This window comes from Nocardia lijiangensis NBRC 108240, from assembly GCF_001613045.1.
In the GTDB taxonomy this organism is placed as follows: Bacteria; Actinomycetota; Actinomycetes; order Mycobacteriales; family Mycobacteriaceae; genus Nocardia; species Nocardia lijiangensis.
In genome coordinates this window covers 1-19,658 of record NZ_BDBP01000094.1, presented here as the reverse complement: position 1 = coordinate 19,658, position 19,658 = coordinate 1, and the positions used below count along the sequence as shown (strand labels likewise).

Annotated in this window: 10 protein-coding genes; 4 read left to right on the top strand and 6 right to left on the bottom strand. The window is 70.5% G+C overall.

Translation table 11 applies throughout. From position 1 onward, the window contains the following. Positions 1 to 39: 39 nt before the first annotated feature. The gene (locus tag NL1_RS29210) at positions 40 to 1,041 is read left to right on the top strand and encodes a Gfo/Idh/MocA family protein (protein ID WP_067845925.1); all 1,002 of its coding nucleotides are present in this window, start codon (positions 40 to 42) and stop codon (positions 1,039 to 1,041) included. On the opposite strand, the gene NL1_RS29205 is transcribed toward NL1_RS29210, so the two are convergent. The 3 genes from NL1_RS29205 to NL1_RS29195 are packed head-to-tail and all read right to left on the bottom strand — an operon-like array spanning position 1,002 to position 14,496. After that, on the bottom strand, positions 1,002 to 2,099 hold the full coding sequence (locus NL1_RS29205) for an alpha/beta hydrolase (protein ID WP_067845921.1): 1,098 nt from the start codon (positions 2,097 to 2,099) through the stop codon (positions 1,002 to 1,004). The two genes, NL1_RS29210 and NL1_RS29205, sit on opposite strands and share 40 nt — an antisense overlap. Further along, a complete protein-coding gene (locus NL1_RS29200) occupies positions 2,096 to 4,396 on the bottom strand; it encodes a thioester reductase domain-containing protein (protein WP_067845919.1) in 2,301 nt (766 codons plus the stop codon). The genes NL1_RS29205 and NL1_RS29200 overlap by 4 nt, the downstream gene beginning before the upstream one ends. Then, positions 4,393 to 14,496 (bottom strand): type I polyketide synthase, encoded by a 10,104-nt coding sequence (locus NL1_RS29195; RefSeq protein ID WP_067845916.1) that lies wholly within the window; start codon positions 14,494 to 14,496, stop codon positions 4,393 to 4,395. Before NL1_RS29195 ends, NL1_RS29200 begins: the two co-directional genes overlap by 4 nt. A 254-nt stretch (positions 14,497 to 14,750) precedes the next feature. Here NL1_RS29195 and NL1_RS29190 point away from each other — a divergent pair, with 254 nt between their 5' ends. Together NL1_RS29190 and NL1_RS29185 are read left to right on the top strand one after the other, a co-directional pair. After that, complete coding sequence (locus NL1_RS29190) at positions 14,751 to 16,079, top strand: cytochrome P450 (RefSeq protein ID WP_067845912.1); 1,329 nt, start codon at positions 14,751 to 14,753, stop codon at positions 16,077 to 16,079. 58 nt (positions 16,080 to 16,137) lie between these two features. Continuing rightward, on the top strand, positions 16,138 to 16,806 hold the full coding sequence (locus NL1_RS29185; RefSeq protein ID WP_245673633.1) for an EthD domain-containing protein: 669 nt from the start codon (positions 16,138 to 16,140) through the stop codon (positions 16,804 to 16,806). A gap of 42 nt (positions 16,807 to 16,848) precedes the next feature. Here NL1_RS29185 and NL1_RS29180 read toward each other — a convergent pair whose 3' ends face one another. From NL1_RS29180 to NL1_RS29170, 3 genes are all read right to left on the bottom strand, one after another. Next, positions 16,849 to 17,301: a VOC family protein gene (locus NL1_RS29180; RefSeq protein ID WP_067845909.1), complete on the bottom strand. Its 453-nt coding sequence runs from the start codon at positions 17,299 to 17,301 to the stop codon at positions 16,849 to 16,851. A gap of 68 nt (positions 17,302 to 17,369) precedes the next feature. Further along, positions 17,370 to 18,308 carry an SMP-30/gluconolactonase/LRE family protein gene (locus tag NL1_RS29175; RefSeq protein ID WP_067845906.1) on the bottom strand — a complete coding sequence of 313 codons (939 nt, stop codon included), beginning with the start codon at positions 18,306 to 18,308 and terminating at the stop codon, positions 17,370 to 17,372. A 112-nt stretch (positions 18,309 to 18,420) separates the two neighbouring features. Then, positions 18,421 to 19,377, bottom strand: a complete 957-nt coding sequence (locus tag NL1_RS29170) for an EamA family transporter (RefSeq protein WP_084511090.1) — start codon at positions 19,375 to 19,377, stop codon at positions 18,421 to 18,423. A 79-nt stretch (positions 19,378 to 19,456) separates the two neighbouring features. Between NL1_RS29170 and NL1_RS29165 the strand changes: the two genes are divergently transcribed. Further along, positions 19,457 to 19,658 (top strand): LysR family transcriptional regulator (locus NL1_RS29165; protein WP_218024504.1); only part of this gene is annotated, 202 nt, incomplete at its 3' end.

The following is a 19,658-nucleotide window of genomic DNA, read 5'->3' as shown; positions in this document are numbered from 1 at the left end:
GCGGCGGCCGCGGTGCGGTGCCGATGTTAGTGTCTGCTGGTGACCGACGACCTGCGCTCCGCGCTCCGCATCGGCATTCTCGGCGCGGCCCGCATCGCGCCCGCCTCCCTGATCGCGCCGGCGAAGCGGAGTCCGGAGGTCGTCGTCGCCGCGGTGGCGGCCCGGGATCGGTCGCGCGCGGAGGGATTCGCCCGCAAACACGGCATTCCGCAGGTCTACGACAGCTATCAGGCGCTGATCGATGCGCCCGATCTCGACGCGGTCTACATCCCACTGCCGAACGGCCTGCACGGCCGCTGGACCCGCGCCGCAGTGCAGGCCGGAAAACATGTGCTGTGCGAGAAACCCTTCACCGCCAACGCCGCCGAAGCGCGTGAGATCGCTGCGCTGGCAAGCGATTCCGATCGGGTCGTGATGGAGGCGTTCCACTACCGATACCACCCGCTGATGGCGGCCGCCGAACAGGTCGTCGCGTCCGGCGAATTGGGGACGCTGCTGCGGGTGGAGGCCGCGCTGAGTTTTCCCCTGCCGAAGTTCTCCGACATCCGCTACGACTACGGCCTCGCGGGCGGCGCGCTGATGGACGCGGGCTGCTACGCCGTGCACATGGCCCGTGTGCTGGGCGGCGAGAACCCGGAGGTGGTCGCGGCACGGGCGAAGCTGCGCGAAGCGCGGATCGACCGGGCGATGACCGCCGACCTGCGCTTCCCGTCCGGGCACACCGGTCGCATCCGGTGCTCGATATGGTCGGCCGACGTGCTGCGCGTCGGCGCGACCGTCGTCGGGGAACGCGGCCGGATGCGGCTGGTCAATCCGGTGCTGCCGCATCTGGGGCATGTGCTGTCGGTCCGCTCGGAGGACGGCAGGCGGGTGCGGCGGTTCACCCATCGGACCTCCTACGACTATCAACTCGACGCCTTCGCCGCCGCGGTGCTGCGCGGCGAGCCGGTGCCCACCGCGCCGGGCGACGCCGTCGCCACCATGACCGTCATCGATGCCATCTACCGGACCGCCGGCCTGCCGCTACGCCAACCGAGCTGAATCTCGTCGAAGAAATCGACGAGGTGGCCGAACACGTCCAGCGCCGCGCCGCGGCCGATGAACGTGTCGAGGTGGCCGTAGGAGGGAATTTCGGTGTACCGGACGTCGATTCCCGGGTTGCGCGCCGAAAGCACCTCGTAGCACAGCTTGTTCGAATCGAGCCACGCCTCGTTGCGGCTGCCCGACAGCAGCAACACGGGGCAGTCGATGCGATCGGCGTGGTCGAGCGCGTTCTCCGGCAGCGCGCGGTAGCGCTCGTCGTCGACGTTCCACCGGACCACGGCGTGCGCCAATTCCATCTGCCGCAGGTGCGGCAACACCGAAAGCGGTATCGCGCCGAACAATTCGGCCAGGCGATCATGGGTGCGCGCATCCAGATGGTCGTGCTCGAACAGCTTGGCGCCCATCCCCCAGCCGTGATGGACCATGCGGCAGGTCGGGTCCGGGCAGTCGCCTTTGCGTGACAGCGCGGCGTACAGCAAGGTGCGCCGGGACCAGAGCCCCACCTTGCGGAAGTCGGATTCGATATGGCTGACGCGCGAGCCGAGCAGTTCGCTGCCGAGCAGCACGCGCACGCGCGCCGACGTGCTGACCTTGGGCGTCAGGAAGACGCCCTGGGCCACCACGCCCGCCAGCCCGGGCAGCAGCCCGGCCGTCGTGCTCAGCGCGAGGGCCAGCGCCCCGATGCAGTGCGCGACGACGAACAGCGGACGGTCTCCGATGCGCTCTCTGATCTGCGCGACCGCCGTGGGCAGGTCGTAGAGCGCGACGTCGTCGAGGGTGTAGGGCAGGCCGGATTCGTTGTACGGCAGGCGGCAACTGCCGCGCCAGTCCAGCAGCCACGATTGGTAGCCCGCATCGGCCAACACGTCGGTGACGTTTCGAATCTCGGGGAGTGCGAACATCTCCGACGACACGCCGTGCCCGTGTACCAGCAGCACGGCGGGACCGTCGGCGGGCCCCACCCGGCGCAAGGCGAGGTCGACGCCGTCGGCGGTGCGGAAGGAAATCACCTCTGCGGCATCGAGTTCCGGTGCGGTGGGTAGTAGCTCGGTCATCGGCGGTGCTCCTTACGCGCGGCCCGGCGCAGATCCAGCAGATCGACCCCGACCCGCAGTATCGGTTCCAGCAGGCCCTTGCCGAGCTGGCCGCCGAACCAGCTGAGCCACAACAGTTTCGCCAGGCGTTGCTGTCGTTCGGGCAGTCGCGGATCGATCCGGATGCCGTCGATCTGGTCGGGTAGGTAGGTGTGCATGGGCACGGCGACTTCGCCCGTGTACGACGCGGGCTCCCCTGCGCGTCCGATCTCGATCACCTGGGTGCCGAGCTGCCGGACGATCCGCCGGCGCGCCGCGGCGAACTTGTATCCTTCCAGCCACCACACGCCGCCGGACGAATCACGCAGCGTCAGTTGGTAATGCATGATCGGATGCCGCATTTCGTGGCGCAGCGGAATCCCGTCGTGCGGCCGGACCGTGGCCGTGCCCTCGACGGTGAGCGGCTCGTCGTGCACCCGAGCGCAGGTGAGCTCGCCGCTGACGTCGAGTGTGCGCGCGGTGAACACCTGTGCGCTGCTCGCGACGGACAAGGTCAGCCGCAGATCGCACGGGGTGTCTGCGCTTTCGCCGATCGGGCCGACCGTCCCGGCGAGTGTTTCGTCGAACCGCAGGTAGGGCTGATCACCCGGCTGCGGTCCGAGACCCGCCATGGCCGCGAGCATCCGGCTGCGCGCCGCCGGACCGGATGTGGTGGGCGCGGGCAGGCCGTTGGCGGCGACGAAGGCCTCGGTGCGGGCGGCCGATGCGGGCGGCGCGGTCACCATCGCCGCCAGCTGACGCCGCGCGACGGGGCTTTGCAGGACCTGCGCCAGCGATTCCAGTTCCGGTACCGGTTCTTCGCGGATCGCGCGGACCACGTCGTCGCACCACTGCTCCCAGTGCTGCACGCGAATACCCATGCCGCCCAGCGTGGTTTCGGCGACCACCTGATCGAGGGAGGTGGGCGCTCCCGTGAGGTGATAGGTGTGGCCCCAGGCGCCGGGGGTGCCGACGATCTCCGCGGCCACCCGGCTGACCCAATCCACCGGCGCGGCGTTGAGGTACCGGAAGCCCGGCGCGGTGCGGAAGCGCATCAGCGCCGCGGTGATTCCGGCGTTGAGGTCGCGCGGGTTGTGGGCGCCGGTCTCCGGATGGCTGCCGATGCCGCCGGGGCGAAGGATGGTCACCACGAGTCCGTGTTCGCCTGCCCGGCGCAGCACGGCCTCGCCGGCCCATTTGGATCGGTCGTATCCGATGGGCAGGGCGGCGACGTGGGCGGTCGGGTCGTCCTCGCCCAGGGTGGCCGCGTCCGTACCGTTGAACACCGCCAGCGAGGAGATGTGGTGCACCGGTTTGGGCCGGTCGGTGCAGGCGAGTTCCGCGAGGGTCAGCGGTCCGAGCACGTTGGTCCGGCGCAGCGACGGATAGCCGCGCAGGAAATCCACGGCGGCGCCCGCGTTGACGATCGAATCCACGTCCGCGGCAAGGGTTTTCCATCGCTCGTCGGACAGGCCGAGCCGGGGTTCGCGCAGATCGCCCGCCAGCGGGGTCACCCGCCGCAGAACCTCCCGCGACCAGGGCAGCGCGAAACGCCGCACGGCATCCTCCAACCGCCGGGCGGCGGCGTGGTCGTCGTCGGCGCGGACCAGGCACACCACGTGAGCTTGGCTGTGCCGCAACAGATCCAGCAGCAGGTGACTGCCGAGGAACCCGGTCGCTCCGGTCAGCAGAATGCGGCGCGGTGCGACCCGCTCCGGCGCCGCCACCAGCGGCAACCGGTCGGCGCCCGCGAGATCGGCGAAGAGCTGGGCGAGGTCGTCGGTATCGGGCTCGGCCTCCGGTTGCCGCGGTGCGGATTCCGGGTGGTCGGCCAGCCAGCGCTGCGCCAGCCTGCGCGGGCGCGCGTCGAAGAACACGGTGTCGAGATCCAGGTGGATATCCAGTTCCCGCGCCAGCGCCGCGACGAATTCCACTGCCGCGAGCGATGTTCCGCCCGCGTCGAAGAAGTCGGTGTCGGCGTCGAGTGGTGTCTCGGTGAATCTATTCGCCACGGCGGTCACGGCCGCTGCCAATGCTTCGGCGTCCCTGGGTGGTGCGGCGGGCCTGGTTTCACCCAGCGGTGTCGCGCCGTTTCCTCCGGCTGTCTCGGCGTCCATCGATCGCGCGCCGTGCCGGGATTCGCCCTTCGGCGCAGCGCCGGTGCGCGCCAGCAGGGCTGCGACATCCAGCCCGGCGGCGCCTCGTTCGAGGGCTTCGCCGCGCACGCGACGATCGATCGCAGGGTTACGGACGGTCGTTCGTTCGTCGGGACCGGTCACCGAGTTCCTTCCTCTGCTTGCGTCTCCGTCTCCCAGGACCGGAACTCCCGCAGGCGATCCGGTGTCGCGGACACATCCAGCCGCGCATCGTCGGCGGTAGCGCCGCTCAGGCGCGCCGCCAGTCGCCGGGCGGGTTCGTTGCGAACGGTGTGCTGGACGGATATCCGCACCGTCGAGCAGCCGAGGGCATCGGCCCGATCGGCCACCCACCCCAGCAGCCGCTCCTCGACACCGCGGCCGAGGGCGCGACAGCTGAGCTGCCAGCCGCGAACCCACAGGACGCCCGCATCCGCCCGCAGTGCGAGCACCGAGATCAGGCCGTAGTCGCCGAAGCGGTCGCGCGCCGTCGCCGTCCACACTTCGCTCTCGTCGCGCCATCTGTCGAGATCGTCGGGGGTGACCTCGGCGAGAGTGAACTGATTGGTCCGCAGCACGAGTTGCCGAGCGCGCGGCTCGGTGGCATCGGTGAGCGGCGCGAGCTCGACCTCGAGGTTCAGTTGTGCGAGGAACTCGGCGAATTCCGCGGTGGCGCGGGCATTGTCGCGCTCCCGTTCCTGGTGGTAGAAGTCCGCCCGTGCGCGGTCCTCCGCCGTCGCCGCGATCGGGACCATCGGCCACAGTCGCGTGAGGAAGGACTCCAGTTCCGCTCCGGGGGGACACGTCACCGAGAGCACCTCGGGCAGCCGCGCGCGCATACGCGCCACTTCGACCGGGTTGTCGTCGAGATAGCAGAAGCTGTCGAGTCCCAGCCGCAGTGTGCGCGCGACCTCCTCCAGCCGATCGGGCTTTCCGTCCCAGCCCGCGGAGACGGCCGCGAAATGCTCCCGGCGCAGCGGGCTGTCGGTCCGGTCCAGGATCGCGTGCACGATGTCCTCGTCGTTGTTGGTCAGCAGCACCAGCAGCGTTCCCGCGTCGCGCCACTGCAACAGCCGCCGGGCCAGCGCCCGGCGCGATTCGTCGAAAGTCACGGCGGTGGCACCGATCTCGCCTGCGGTTCCGCTCCACAGGGTGTCGTCGCCGTCCACGGCGATCACCTTCGGCGCGGGCTCCGTCACCGCGCCCGCGGTCGTGACGAGGGTGAGCGCCACCGCCGCCTGGAATTCGGGCGTGAAGGGCAGATGCGCCAGGATGTCGGTCCGGTCGTCGAAGGGCTCGTCCACCGGATGCAGGCGGGTCCACTCCGGCAGTTCCAGCAGCGCGATGCCGGGCCGATCGCGCAGGCGCTCGGTGACCAGCCGCTCCCAGTCGAGCAACCGTCGCTCCGGGCGGGCCGAGGGCAGGATGCCCACCACGACCGGCCGGTGCGTGCGTTCGGCGACCTCGAGCACGGCGGCCGGGTATTCGACGGCGAGCTCGGCGAGCAGGTCGTCGGAGATCGGGCCGAAGCGTTCGAGATCCGTCGCTCGCAGCAGCACGATGGCCAGTTCCGTCGACGACTGCGCGAAGACGCCCGACGGGTCGCGCAGGCAGGACAGCACGTGGTGATAGGGCGCCTCCGCGACGGCGATCGCTGTATCGGACGACGCCGCGGTGATCAGCTCCGGCAGCCTGCCGAGCGCGAAGGTCGCCCCCAGTGCCGCACGGACACCGGAAACCGCCTGCTGCCCGGTGATTTCCGGCCGCGCGGCGGCCCCGGGGTCGGCGACGACGGCGGCGACTGTCGCGAGGTATTCCGCGCCGAACTCGGTGCAGGTGCGCGCGTCGATGATGTCGCTGTTGTAGGTGAACCACACCTGGCCGGTATCGGGCAGCACCGCGACCATGAGGTCGAGGTCGGAGTAGCCCGTGCTCACCGGAACGAGCGCGGCAGGCGCGACGGCGGCGTTGGCGCGCAGGTAGTTGAAGTACACCTCGATCATCGGCGCGTTGTCACGGTGCAGACCCTCGGCGGCCAGCGCGGCCAGCACGTCGGCGAAACCCGCACCGGGCGCGAGCAGATTCCGCAGCCGCTCACCGGTGCGCCGCAGCACATCGGCGACGAGGTCGCCGGACGACGCGGCCGCCGGGAACGGCACCGGCACACCGAAATACCCGACGGCGTCGGTCGCGTCGGCGTGCATGCGGGTGTCCACCGGAACCGCGAGCGCGAACCTGTCGACCTGGCTGCGCCGTGCCAGCAGGATGGTCAGCGCGCCGAGGAACACCGCGGCCGGGGTGATACCGAGATCGCGGGCCCGGTCCGCGACGCGATCGTGCAATCCGGCGGGCAGGTCGAGCGCGACCGATCCCGCACCGTAGCTGCGCCGGGCCGGACGCGGATGCGCCATGGTCAGCTCGAGTCTGCGCGATCCGGAGAAAGCCTCGCGCCACCGCGTTTTCGCGGTCTCCGTATCCTCGCGCCCGCTCGACTGCGCGGCGAGCAGCTGATGCATGTCGCGGTTGGTCACGGTGTCGTCGAGCCGCGCGCCGGACAGCTCCGCGGCGAGTTCGCCGGCGACCAACAGCATCGACTGCACATCGCTCATGCTGTGATGCGCGCCGAAAAGCAGGACCTGCTCACCGGATTCGGCGTCGAGCAGTTCGAAGCGCCACAGCGGACCCGTGGCCAGGTCGAACGGCCGTGCCATCAGTTCCGCGAAGCACTGCTGCACCGCGGTGTCGTCGAGCCGGTCGAGGTCGCGCCAACCGGCCAGTTCGCCGGGCTCGCGACGGATCTCCAGCTGCCGCCCGTGCTCCTCGCCGGCCCGAATCGTGGTGCGCAGCGCCGCATGCCGTCGGGCCAGCCGCGCCAGCGCTTCCTCCAGCAGCGGCCGGGTGACCGGCGCGGCAGGCCGCACGGCGACGCCACCGGTCTGCGCCGCGCTCGGGATGCCGAGTTGCTCGGTGCGCAGCAGGCGCATCATGTCCCGGGTGAGCGGCAACACTTCGACCTCGGGTACCTCGGCGGCCGCTGCCTCGGATCCCTCGCCGTCGGCCTGCCGCCACACCTCGCCGACGAGATGATCAGCGAGGTCGGAAAGACTCTGCTCGGCGAGAATCGTGCCGAGCGGCACGGAGATTCCGGTGTGCTCGCGCACCTTGTTGCGCAGTTCCACCGCCATCAACGAGTCGAGGCCGAGGCTCTGGAAACTCTGCTCGGCCGCGACCGTTTCGCTGCCCGCGTGGCCGAGTACCTCCCCGGTCCATTCGGCGAGCGCGGCGATGGCCAGCGCGGTGGCCTCCGCGCGCGGCACACCCCGCACGCGTTCGGCGAAGCGCGATCCCGTCGCCACGTCGACGCTCGCGCGGTCGGCCACGGCCCGCCGGGGCACTCGGCGCACGAGTCCGCGCAGCAGCGGCGGGACGGCGGGCGCGCGGCGCAGCACCTCGGTGTCGAGCAGCAAAGGAACCAGCAGTGGATCACCGACCCGCAGCGCGGCATCGAAGCAGGCCATTCCCTCGGGCACCGAGAACGCGCGGATGCCCGCGCGCGAGATGCGCCGGATATCGGCCTGCGCCATGTGGTCGTGCATATCGACCTCCCACGCGCCCCAGGCCAGCGACTGTGCGGTAAGTCCGAGCGAGCGGCGATGCAGCGCCAGCGCGTCGAGATAGGCGTTGGCCGCCGCGTAGTTGGCCTGGCCGGGTGTGCCGAACAGGCCGCCCGCCGCGGAGAACAGCACGAACATCGACAGCTCCCGATCTGCCGTCAGCTCGTGCAGATGATGCGCCGCATCGACTTTCGGGCGCAACACGGCATCGAGCTGCTCGGCGGTCAACGCGCCGAAGGTGCTGTCGTCGAGTACGCACGCCGCGTGCACCACACCGGCCAGCGGCAGACCGTCGAGCAGCCGCGCCAGCGCCGACCGATCGCCGATATCGCAGCGCGCGAATCGCACACGCACCCCGCGGCTTTCCAGCTCGTCGCGCAACGCGGCGCCGCCCGGTCCGTCGATACCGCGGCGGCTGACCAGCACCAGATCCCGGGCGTCGTAGGCGTCGGCCAGATGCCGGGCCAGCGCCGAACCGAGACGGCCGGGCGCTCCGGTGATCAGCACCGCGCCGTCCCCGAGCGAGACCCGGCCTTCCTGCGCCCGCCCCGCCTGCTCCGGCAGCCGCGCCAGCCGCGGCGCGCAGGCCACACCGTCGCGCACGGCCAGCTGCTGTTCCCCCGAGGCGAGCAGCGCGACGATATCCACCTCGGGGTCGGCCGCATCGATCAGCACGATCCGGCCGGGATTCTCCGACTGCGCGGAGCGCACCAATCCCCACACGACCGCGCCCGCCGGGTCCGGCCTGTCCTCGCCTGGCAGCGTCACCGCCCGGCGAGTACGGACGACCAGCGTCGTGCGCTCGAATCGGCTGTCGGACAGCAGATTTTGCAGCGCGGCCAGGATGTGCTGCGCGATGTCGTGCACCTGGCTCGGCGAATCGCCTTCGGGCACCCGCAGCACGATCGCGTCGCGGACCTCGGGGCCGGCCGAGTTCCACTCGCCCACCGTGAGCGTGCGGTCCGGCGCGGGCAGCGCTAGGTCCGACCACTCCATTCGGAACAGTCGGCGGTACGCGGGTGCGAGCGCGGCGGCATCCCACTGTGCGGCGGCGACCGGACGCGACAGCACCGAACCCACCGACACCACCGGTTGTCCGGTCCGATCGGTCGCGACCATGCCGACGGCGTCGGGCCCCGATCGGGTGAGCCGAACGCGCAGCGCGGTGGCGCCGGAGGCCCACAGCGCGACATCGGTCCACACGAAAGGCAGCAGGGCGTTCTCGCTGTCGGCGGCGAACAGCGCGGTGGCGTGCAACGCGGCGTCCAGCAAGGCCGGATGAATACCGAATTTCGCGGCATCGGCGTGAGCGGCCTCGGCGAGCTCGACCTCGACGAAGATCTCGTCGTCACGGCGCCACGCCGCCCGCATCGCCCGGAACAGCGGACCGTAGTGGTGCCCGCGCGCGAACAGCTGGGTGTACAGGTCGTCGACGTCGATGCGCACCGCGTCCACTGGCGGCCACGCGGATGAGTCGACTCGCGCCGGAACAGGTTCGGACTCCGCGGCCAGCGTGCCCTCGGCATGCAGCGTCCACTGGGCATCCGGGTCGTGTTCGGCGCGGGCGTAGATGCGCACGGCGCGACGGTCGGCGTCGGCGCCACCGACCACCGTCTGGATCTGCAGAGCTCCGCGCTCGGGGACGAGCATCGGAGCGCGCAACACCAGCTCCCGCAGGGCCGGGCTGCCCACCTCGTCACCGGCGCGCACGGCCAGTTCGACCAGTGCCGCGCCGGGCACCAGCACCGCGGCGGGTCCCGCGTGATCGGCCACCCACGGCTGCTGCCTGCGCGAGAGCCGTCCGGTCAGGGTGATCCCATCCGAATCCGGCTGCGGCACAATGGCACCCAGAATGGGATGGGCGATATCCTCGAGCCCGAGCGAGCCGCTGTCGCGGTGGACGGGGTCGGTCCAGAATCGTCGCTCGTCGAAGGCGTAAGTGGGCAGGTCGACCCGCCCGTGCTCGGGAACCAGCCGGGTCCAGTCGAGTTCGTGGCCCGCGACGTACAGCTCGGCCTGCGCCCTGGCCAAGCAGGTGGGTCCATCCTGGTCCCGCACCAGCGAGCCGACGGCCACCACCTCGCGCGCGAGCTCCTCCGAGACCGTCCGCACGGCCGCGGTCAGCGACGGGTGCACGCCGAGTTCGACGAAATACCGGAACCCGTCGGCGATCATGCGCTCGACCGTGGCCGCGAACCGCACGGTCTCGCGCGCGTTCCGATACCAGTAGCCGGGTTCGATCGGGTCGGCCGTCATCGGTTCCCCCGTCACCGTCGAATACCACGGCGTCACAGGCGAATCCGCGGTCAGGTCGGCGAGCGCCTCGGTCAGCGGATCGCGGATGGACTCGATCAGCCCGCAGTGCCCGGCGAAACCGGGACCGGACGCACCGAGCCTCGTGTAGATTCCCGCGCGGTCCAGCTCGGCCAGTAGCTGCTCGACCGCCGCCTGCTCACCCGCGACGACCGTCGAACGCGGCACGTTGACCGCCGCGATCGACACCCGGCCGCCGAAATCGGCCAGCCTCGTGCGCACCTCGGCCTCGGGCAGGCCGATCATCGCCATCGCACCCGGTGCGGTGATGGCCTGCATCAGGCGGCTGCGCGTGACGACGATCCGTGCGGCATCGCTCAATTCGATGACACCGGCGCAGTAGGCGGCGGCGATCTCGCCCTGGCTGTGGCCGATCACCGCGTCCGGGGTGACGCCCGCCGCCCGCCAGGTGGCCGCGAGCGCCGCCATGGTCGCGAACAGCAGCGGCTGCACGACGGGAAAATCGGCGAGGTCGGCGGCGGTCATGGTGGTCAGCCTGTCCACCAGCGACCAGCCGATATGCGCGCCGAAAGCCTTGTCGCACTGTTCGAATTCGGCGCGGAACTCCTCCGAGCGGGCGAGCATGTCGCGCGCCATGCCGACCCACTGCGTGCCCTGTCCGGGGAACACGAAGGCGGTCTTGCCGTTGGTGAGCACCGGACCGGCGCCGACGGCGACGTTCGCCGACGACCGGCCCTCCACCAGATCGCGGAGCGCACCCACCATCTCGTCGCGGTCGCCCGCCACCACGACGGCGCGCCGCTCGAACTGCGTGCGCTGCAACGCCAGCGCGCGCGAGACCGGCCCCGGTCGCAGGCGCGGATCGGCGAGCACCGTGTCCAGCAGCCGTTCGGCCTGACCGTGCAGCGACGCCTCACTGCGGGCCGAAATCGGCAGCAGCGCAACTCTCCGGTCGTCGTTCGTCGCAGCCGGCACGGCCGCCGGCTCGGGTGGCGCCTCCTCGAGGATGACGTGCGCGTTCGTGCCGCTGAGCCCGAAGGCACTCACACCGGCGCGGCGCGGCCGGTCGCCGCGGTGCCACGGCATCGGCTCAGCCTGCACCGCCAGACCGCTGTTCTCCCAGTCGATCTGCGGTGACGGCACGGAGGCGTTCAGGGTGGCGGGGATTCGTTCGTGGTGCAGTGCGAGCACCAATTTGACGATGCTGCCCACGCCCGCCGCGGCCTGGGTGTGTCCCACATTGGATTTCAGCGATCCGATGCCGAGCGGCCGAAGCGGGTCGCGGCCGGGCCCGAACACCCGCGACAGCGCGCGCGCCTCGATCGGATCCCCGAGCGCGGTGCCCGTGCCGTGCGCCTCGACATAGTCGATGTCGTGCGGCGCCAGACCCGCCACTCGCAGCGCCGAGCGCAGCACCTGTTCCTGGGCCGCGCCGTTCGGGGCGCTCAGCCCCTGGCTGCGGCCGTCCTGGTTGACGGCGGACCCGCGAATGACCGCGAGCACCCGGTCCCCGTCGCGGCGGGCGTCCCCGAGACGCTTCAACAGCAGCAGACCTGCGCCCTCGGCCCACACCGTCCCATCGGCGTCGGCGGAGAACGGGGCGCTCCGGCCCGTCGGCGACAGCACACCCAACCGGCACAGTTCGATATGGGCGGTCGGCGACATCAGCAGCGTGGCGCCGCCCGCAAGGGCCAGATCGCACTCCCCCGCGCGCAGTGCCTGCATCGCCAGATGCACCGCGACGATCGACGAGGAGCAGGCCGTGTCCAAAGTGACCGCCGGGCCGTGCAGCCCCAGCGTGTAGGCGATCCGGCCGGACGCCACACTCGGCGAAAGCCCGGTTCCGACTTGGCCGTTCAGCTGTTCCGGTGCGGCGTCGGCCAGATAGCCGGTGCTGTACACGCCGAGATAGACGCCGGTCGCACTGCCGTGCAGGGTGCGCGGATCGCGGCCCGAGCGCTCGATCGCCTCCCAGCTGAGCTGCAACATCACGCGCTGCTGCGGATCCATCACGGCGGCCTCGCGCGGGCCGATACCGAAGAAGGCGGCATCGAAACGGTCGATGCCGTCGACGTATCCGCCGCGGAAGGTGTACGCCTTACCGGTCGCGGAGGTGTCGGGGTCGTAGAGCCCGTCGATATCCCAGCGGCCCTCGGGGACCTCGGTGAGCGCGTCACCGTTGCCGTCCAGCAGCCGCCACAGCGCCTCGGGCGAATCGGCGGTGCCCGGGAATCGGCAGGACATCGATAGGATCGCGATCGCGTCGTCGTCGGCGTCCTCGCCGGGGACGGCATCGGCCTCGACCTCCGCCGAACCGACCGCGGCAGGCTCGTTCGACGCGGCGGGGGCCAGTGCCGTGGCCACCCCGTCGATCGTGGGATGGTCGAACAACAGATTGGTGTCGAGGAAGCGCCCGACGAAATCCGACAGGTCGACCACCATCTCGACCAGATCGGCGGATCCCAAACCGAATTCGACCATCGGCCGATGCGCATCGATGCGTTCCGGGTCCAGCGCCGCCTGCCGCGCGATCGCCGTCACCAGCCAGGACCGGATCGCCTCCGCGGACGGCTCCGCCGCGGATCCCTCCGTGGACTCCACGCTCTCGGTGTCCGCCTCGTAGTCCTCGAGTTCGTCCTCCGGCGACCGCATCGGACCCGCCGACAGCGCGAGCAACTCGCCGGACAGATACGCCGCCCGGCACGCCGAACGCTGGATCTTTCCGCTGCTGGTCTTGAAGATGGTTCCCGGCCGGATCAGCAGCACCGCCGCGAGCGCCAGCCCGTGCTCGGTCGCCACCGCAGCTCGCACGGCACCCTCGATCGTGGCCCGCTCGCCGGGGTCCTCGCCGCGCACCTCGGCCACCACGACCGGCTGCTCCCCGTCCACCCCGACGTCGACGGAGAACGCCGCGACACAACCCGCCCGGACGGCCTCGTGCGCCGCTTCGACGGTCGCCTCGATGTCCTGCGGATAGTGATTGCGCCCGTCGACGATCAACAGGTCCTTGCGGCGGCCGGTGACGAAAAGCTCTCCGCCGGAAAGGAATCCTAGATCCCCGGTGCGGAGGAAGCGCCGGTCGTCACCGGGTAGTCGCGCCCCGAACACCTCGGCGGTGGCCTGTTCGTCCCGGAAATATCCGGCGGCCACGCTGTCTCCGGCGACCCAGATCTCGCCTTCGTCCCCGGCGGCGTGTTCGGCGCCGCTGCCGGGGTCGACGATCGCGATCGACATCCCCTCGGACGGCTTGCCGACACCGACCAACTCGGTACCGCGAGCGCGGTTTCCGGCGGCGGCACGCCCCGCCGCGTCGAGGATCGTCGGCGTCGCGGCGGTGGACGGCGCGGTCACGATCAGGGTGGCTTCGGCCAAACCGTAAACCGGCTGGTGCGATTCGGCGCGGAACCCGGCCCGGCCGAAGGTCTCGGCGAATCGCCGCACCGTCGCGGCACGCACCGGTTCGGAGCCGTTGAACGCGACCCGCCACGAGCTCAGGTCGAGCCGATCGATCTGCTCCGGTGCGATCCGGCGCACACACAGTTCGTAGGCGAAATTGGGGCCGCCGCTGGTGTGGGCGCGGTAGGCCGAGATCGCCTGCAGCCACCGCTCGGGCCGCTGCAGGAAATGCAGCGGCGACATCAGCACCGAATTCCCGCCGAGGTAGACGGTGTGCAGCAGCGGCGCGATGAGTCCCATGTCGTGGTACATCGGCAGCCAGCTGGCGAACAGGGCCCCGTCCCACGACTCGGCCAGCGCGCGGTCGTGGCCGAGCCCCGCGGCGATCGCCGCCTGGTTGTGCAGCAGGTTCCCGTGGGTGAGCAGCACGCCGCGCGGCGCACTGGTCGAGCCGGAGGTGTACTGGATGAACGCGACCGAATCCGGACCGAGATCCGGCTCCCGCCACCGCGATGCGTCGTCGCCCTCGATCTCGTCGGTGGCCAGCCACCGCATCCCCGCCAGCTCGGGTATCTCCGCGCACAACGCGGCCGCGTCCGCGACGACCCGCCGCGGCGCAAGCACCACGTCGACCTCGGCGTGCGCCACCATCCGCCGCAGCCTGCGCAGCGACCGGTGCTCCCATTCGGGCAGCGGCGCGGGAACAGCGATCACGCCGGCCACCAGGCATCCGAAGAACGCCTCGGCGAACTCGGGGCCCGCCGAGTACAGCAGCAGCGCCCGCCGCGGCGTCGAATCCTGTAGTGCGGCACCGATCGCCCGAGCGCGGACGCCGAGGTCGGCGTACGTCATTTCGCGGACGACACCGTCGACATCACCGCTGTCCAAGAATCGATACACCAGCTCGCCCGGCCGGTTCTCGACCCGAGCGAACAGTGTGTCGACGAAAGTGTTGAGCACGAACTACTTCCTCTAACGGTGAAACCCGAGATGGGAGCCGGTCCCGCCGCCCCTGGCGAACAAGGAGCGACAGGCGGCGCATTGCTACCGACAGCGCCAACAATATAGCCGTCACGATGCTTCCTGCCGGGTCTCTCGAGATCGAAGCAATCCTTGTGAGCCCCTGAAAATGGGGGCATCGGCCACGCGATTCTCCTTGCCGCCGCGGCTGTTTCGCGTTTGCAAGTCGGCCGGACAGCAATCAGGATGGCTGGGTGTCACACCCCTCGGTATCGCTGCGCGCACTCCCCCGGCTACGCACCCGCCACCTCGGGCAGATCGGTGGATTGATGCGACCCGGCACGCATGATTCCCCCTTGCTGGAGCTCGGGGAACGGTTCGTCGTCACGCCGCCCGGATTCCCGGCCATGCTGGTCACCCACGACATGGACGATGTGCGAGACCTTTTCGCCAATCACGACGACTTCTCGGTCGGGCAGGTGCTGAGCCGGTTCTCCAGCCACGACCAGATGTTCGGCAAGCAGACGTTGATCTTCCTCGACGGCGACGAGCACCGCCGTGAACGCAGGCTGTTCGCTCCGCCGTTCCAGAGCAAGGCGCTTCGATCCTACGAAGATCTCATGGTGGAAGTGGTTCGGCGCGAACTGCCCTCCTGGCCGATCGGCACACCGTTCGAGTTCCTGAAAGCGGGCTACGACCTGGCCATCGGCGTGCTGCTCGGCGTCGTCTTCGGCGATGTGGCCCCGGCCCGCAGGGACCGGCTGAAGCAGGCGGTGAGCCGATGGTTCGGGGAGATCGAAAGCCGCGGCTTTCTCGCCGTCACCTTGCTCACCCCGCTGATCGGCGGCTATACGGTGCCCTACCCGCCGCTGCGTCGCCGCCAGTCCGAGGTCGACGCCGTCATCATCGAGGAGATCGCCGCGCGCCGCGCCGCGCCCGGGGAGCAGAACGAGCGGAAAGACGTGCTGTCACGGTACGTCGGCACCGAACTGGATCAGCACGACGACGCCGCGCTGGCCCGCAATATGCGCGGCATCCTGCTGGGCGCCTACGAAACCACCGCCATCACGCTGGGCTGGATCGCCGCCATGCTGGCAGGCCACCCGCAGGCCATGGCCGAACTGGATGCGGCGGCCGACGCGGGCGACAGCGCGCGGCTCGACGCGTACCTCGACGCCGTGGTCGCCGAAACGATGCGGCTGCGGCCGGTGTCCCCGTTCACCGGGCGGCGCGCACTCCGCGACACCGTGATCAACGGCGTGCACATTCCCAAGGGCGCCATCGTCATCGTCCCGATCCTGCTCATTCACGAATCACCCAGGCACTACCCGGATCCGATGGTCTTCCGCCCGGAACGCTTCCTCGAGGAGCGGCCGAACGGCCACACCTGGCTGACCTTCGGCGCCGGTCCGCATCGCTGCCTCGGCGCGCAGTTCGCCCTCGCGGAAGCCCGCATCCTCTTCCGGACCGTGCTCGAGCAGCGCCGCATCCAAGCGGCGCCCGGCCCCATCGAACCCCCGCGCCGCTACCACACCGGCCTCAGCCCGGCCCAGAACGCCCGAATCACCCTGCTGCCGCGCTGAGCGTCCTCCACCGCCTACACTCGCCGTACTAGAACCTGTTCTACAAGGTGGTGGTGCAGTGCAGGAAGACCTGATCTTCGCGCTCTGGGGTGCCGGCGACCTGCGCGACGCTCGGCTGACGCGGGAACTGGTCGCCGCGGGCGCCGAGTCCGTGCGGCTGAACATCTCCGACGCCGACGTGGCCGAGGCGATGCTTCGGTTGACGACCTTCGACCCGCCGGTCGACGCCGTGCTCGCCCTCGCGTCCTCGGCAGGCTGCGACCGCGCCGCCGTGCTCGCCGCGCTCGGACGCGTCAGCGAGCGCTGCGAGGGCTGGCGGGTCGAGGTCAGGACACCGCTGCCGCCGCCGCGGGTGGCTATCGGCGCGCGCACTCCCGGCCTCGCCAATATCGCGTTCCTGCGCAGGCCGCCGGAACTGCCGTACGACGAATGGCTCGACCGGTGGCGCAACCGCCACACCGAAGTCGCCATCGCCACCCAGGCCACCTTCGGCTACGTGCAGAACCGCGTCCTCGAAGCCGTCACCGACACCGCTCCGGACGTGGCCGCGGTGGTCGAGGAACTGTTCCCGCTGGAGGCGCTGCGCGACCCGCATGCCTTCTACGGCAGCGGCGGCGACCCCGCCGAGCTGACCCGGCGCATCCAGCGCATGATGGCCAGCGTTGCCACGTTCGGCGCCGACCGCGACATCGACGTGGTCCCCACCAGCCGGTACGTATTGCACTGAGCCGCACCGCATCCGGACGCCGTCACCGATCGCCTCGGCGAACTATGCGGCGCAGAACTCGTTGCCCTCCGGGTCGCGCATGATCCACCAGTGCCCGGCCGGTCCCTTGTCGATCTCGCGGACGCGGGTCGCGCCGAGCCCCTCCAGCCGGGCCACGAGCCCGTCCAGGTCGCCCGGTGCGCTGTGCACGTCGATGTGCAGGCGGTTCTTGCCGGACTTCTCGTCGGGTACGTCCTGGAAGAGCAGTCGCCTGCCCTGGCCGATACCGCTGGTTGTGTCGAAGGGATCGTCGGGGTGGCGAATGGCGGCGTAGCCCCGGAAGATCTTGCGGCCCCGATGCTCGACGACCGCGTCCGCGCCGAGGTGACCGGCGTTCAGTAGTTGCTCGATGAGCGCGCTGGGGTCTTCCACCTCGTATTCCAGGGCCGCGGCCCAGAAGTCGGCGAGCGCGGCGGCGTCCTTGCTGTCGATGACCAGTTTCCAGTTCAAAGCCATGGGACTTCTCTACCACCGCCCTCCGACAACTCGACCCGACACACGGAACCGGCAATCCCCCAGCCCCCTCAGGGGCGGTCGACCGCGACGGCGTCGTACGAGGTGGTCGGCTCGGGCGGGGTGTCGAAGCGGGCGTTCGGCAGATAGAGGCGTCCGCCGAACGCCGCGACCGTGGCCGGTACGTCGAAGCGCGGGTCGGTGATCCGCCGCACGACCGTGCCTGTCGTGCCCGCGGGGTCGAGCGTGATCACGGCGATCGCGTTGCGCCGGTTCTGCACGACATACAGTGTGCTGCCCTCCACCAGCAGTCCGTCGCCGTCGGGAAGCGCCTCGCCACCGAGATCGAGCTGCCGCGTCGCGCCCGTCGCCAGATCGACGCGGAACAGCAGGCCGGTCACCGACTGCACGATGATCAGTCCCGTTCCGTCGGGCGTGCGCACGATGCCGTTGGCGTTGAATGCCGCAGGTACATAAGCGATGTCGCCGGTCAGCGGCAGCCGCTGTACCGCTTCCGGGGCGGGCAGCGCACCGTCGGGGCCGAGGGGCAGGTGATACAGCACGGGTGTGCGCGAGTCGGTGAACCACGCGCCGGTGGGGGTGAGGACCACGTCGTTGACGAAAGTGTCCGGCGGCGTGGCGAATTGGTAGTTCGCCAGTACCGCACCCGTCCAGGCGTCCACAACGCGGACGTCTCCCCCGGTGCCGCCCGCGACGAACAACCGGCCCCGGTGATCGATCTGGAGGCCGAGCGCTGGCGTCCCCGGCCCGCGGCTCAGGATGTCGCCCTGCCCGGTCACCAAGTCGGCACGGTAGAGGGAACCGTCTGCCATCGAACCGAAGTAGGCCACCGGCAACACGCCGATCGCAATACCCTCCGGACGGAACCCGGCGGGCAGGGTGATCGTGCCGGGAAACACCGGACTGTCGGCCGCCGCCCGGCCCGCGGGCACCAGCGCTGTCCCGACGAGGCAGGCCGACGCGGCCAAGATACCGAGAATTCGCTTCATCTCTTCCTTCTGTCGATCGGCGCGTTGGTGCGCCCCAGCTCTTCGGTCTAGTTGCCGACGGTGAAATGTTTACTGCCGGACGGGTTCTCGACCTCGTCGAGGATGGCGAACTTCATCGAGGTGTTCCTTCGAGGATGCGTGATGCAACAGCGTGGGGTGAGCGAGTCGGCGCGGGCAGCTGTCCCGCGACGATCGCGGCGAGTGCGAGCCCGAACCCGGCGAGCTGGATCGGGCCGAGCGTCTGGCCGAGCAGGACGGCGCCGAGCACCGCGGCGACCAGCGGCGAAAGCAGAACCAGCACCGCGACCGAGGTGACGGGCAAGGTGGCGATGCCGCGGAACCACAGGACATAGGCGATCAGGCCGCCGACCAGGCTCAGCCAGAGGTAGCCGAGCGCTGCGGCCGGGTCGATCGCGGGCGGCGGCCCCTCGACGAGAAACGTGACGGGCATCAGGAACAGACCGCCCGCGGCGAGTTGCCAGCCCGCGAACGCGGTGGGGCCGACGTCGGCGGGGCGTCCCCACCGCTTGGTGAGCGTCAGCCCGAGCGCCAGCGAAGCCGCGCTGCCGAGGCCCGCCGCGATCCCGGTGGCGTCGAGTGCGGCCGCGGGCCCGAGCACCACCAAGCCGACGCCTGCCACGCCGGACGCTCCCCAGGCGAGGCGCCACGCGGACGGACGCTCGTGCAGGACGACCACGGCCAGCAGGGCGACGACGAGCGGCTGGGCCGCCGCGAGGGTCGCGGCGACGCCGCCAGGCAGGCGTTCGGCCGCGACGAACAACAGCGCGGTGAGCAGGCCGATGTTCAGCACGCCGAGCACCGCGGCCTTGCCCCACCACGCGCCGCGCGGCAGCGTCCGGGTGATCGCCAGCGCGATCAGGCCCGCGGGCAGCGCACGCACGAGTCCCGCGAACAGCGGATGTCCGTGCGGGAGAAGCTCGGTGATGACGACGTAGGTCGTCCCCCACGCGGCGGGGGCGAGCGCCGTCAGGACGGTGAGCGACAGCGTGCCGTGGCGTGCACCCGTACCCGCGGGCAAGGAAACCCGCTGCGCTGCTGGACTTTTCATACTCCCGATCTCAGCCGAGATCGATCTATGAATCCAATACATGTTTGTCACCGCATCAATCGTGATTCAAGATCGATCCATGGAGCTTCAGCAGCTGCGCTACGTCGTCGCCGTCGCCGAGACGAACAGCTTCACCCGCGCCGCCGAACGGTGCCTGGTCGTGCAGTCCGCCCTCAGTCACCAAATCGCGCGCCTGGAAAGGGAACTCGGCGCAAAAATGTTCGAGCGCACCAGCCGCCGGGTGCGGCTGACGGCGGCGGGCGCCGCGTTCCTCCCGGCCG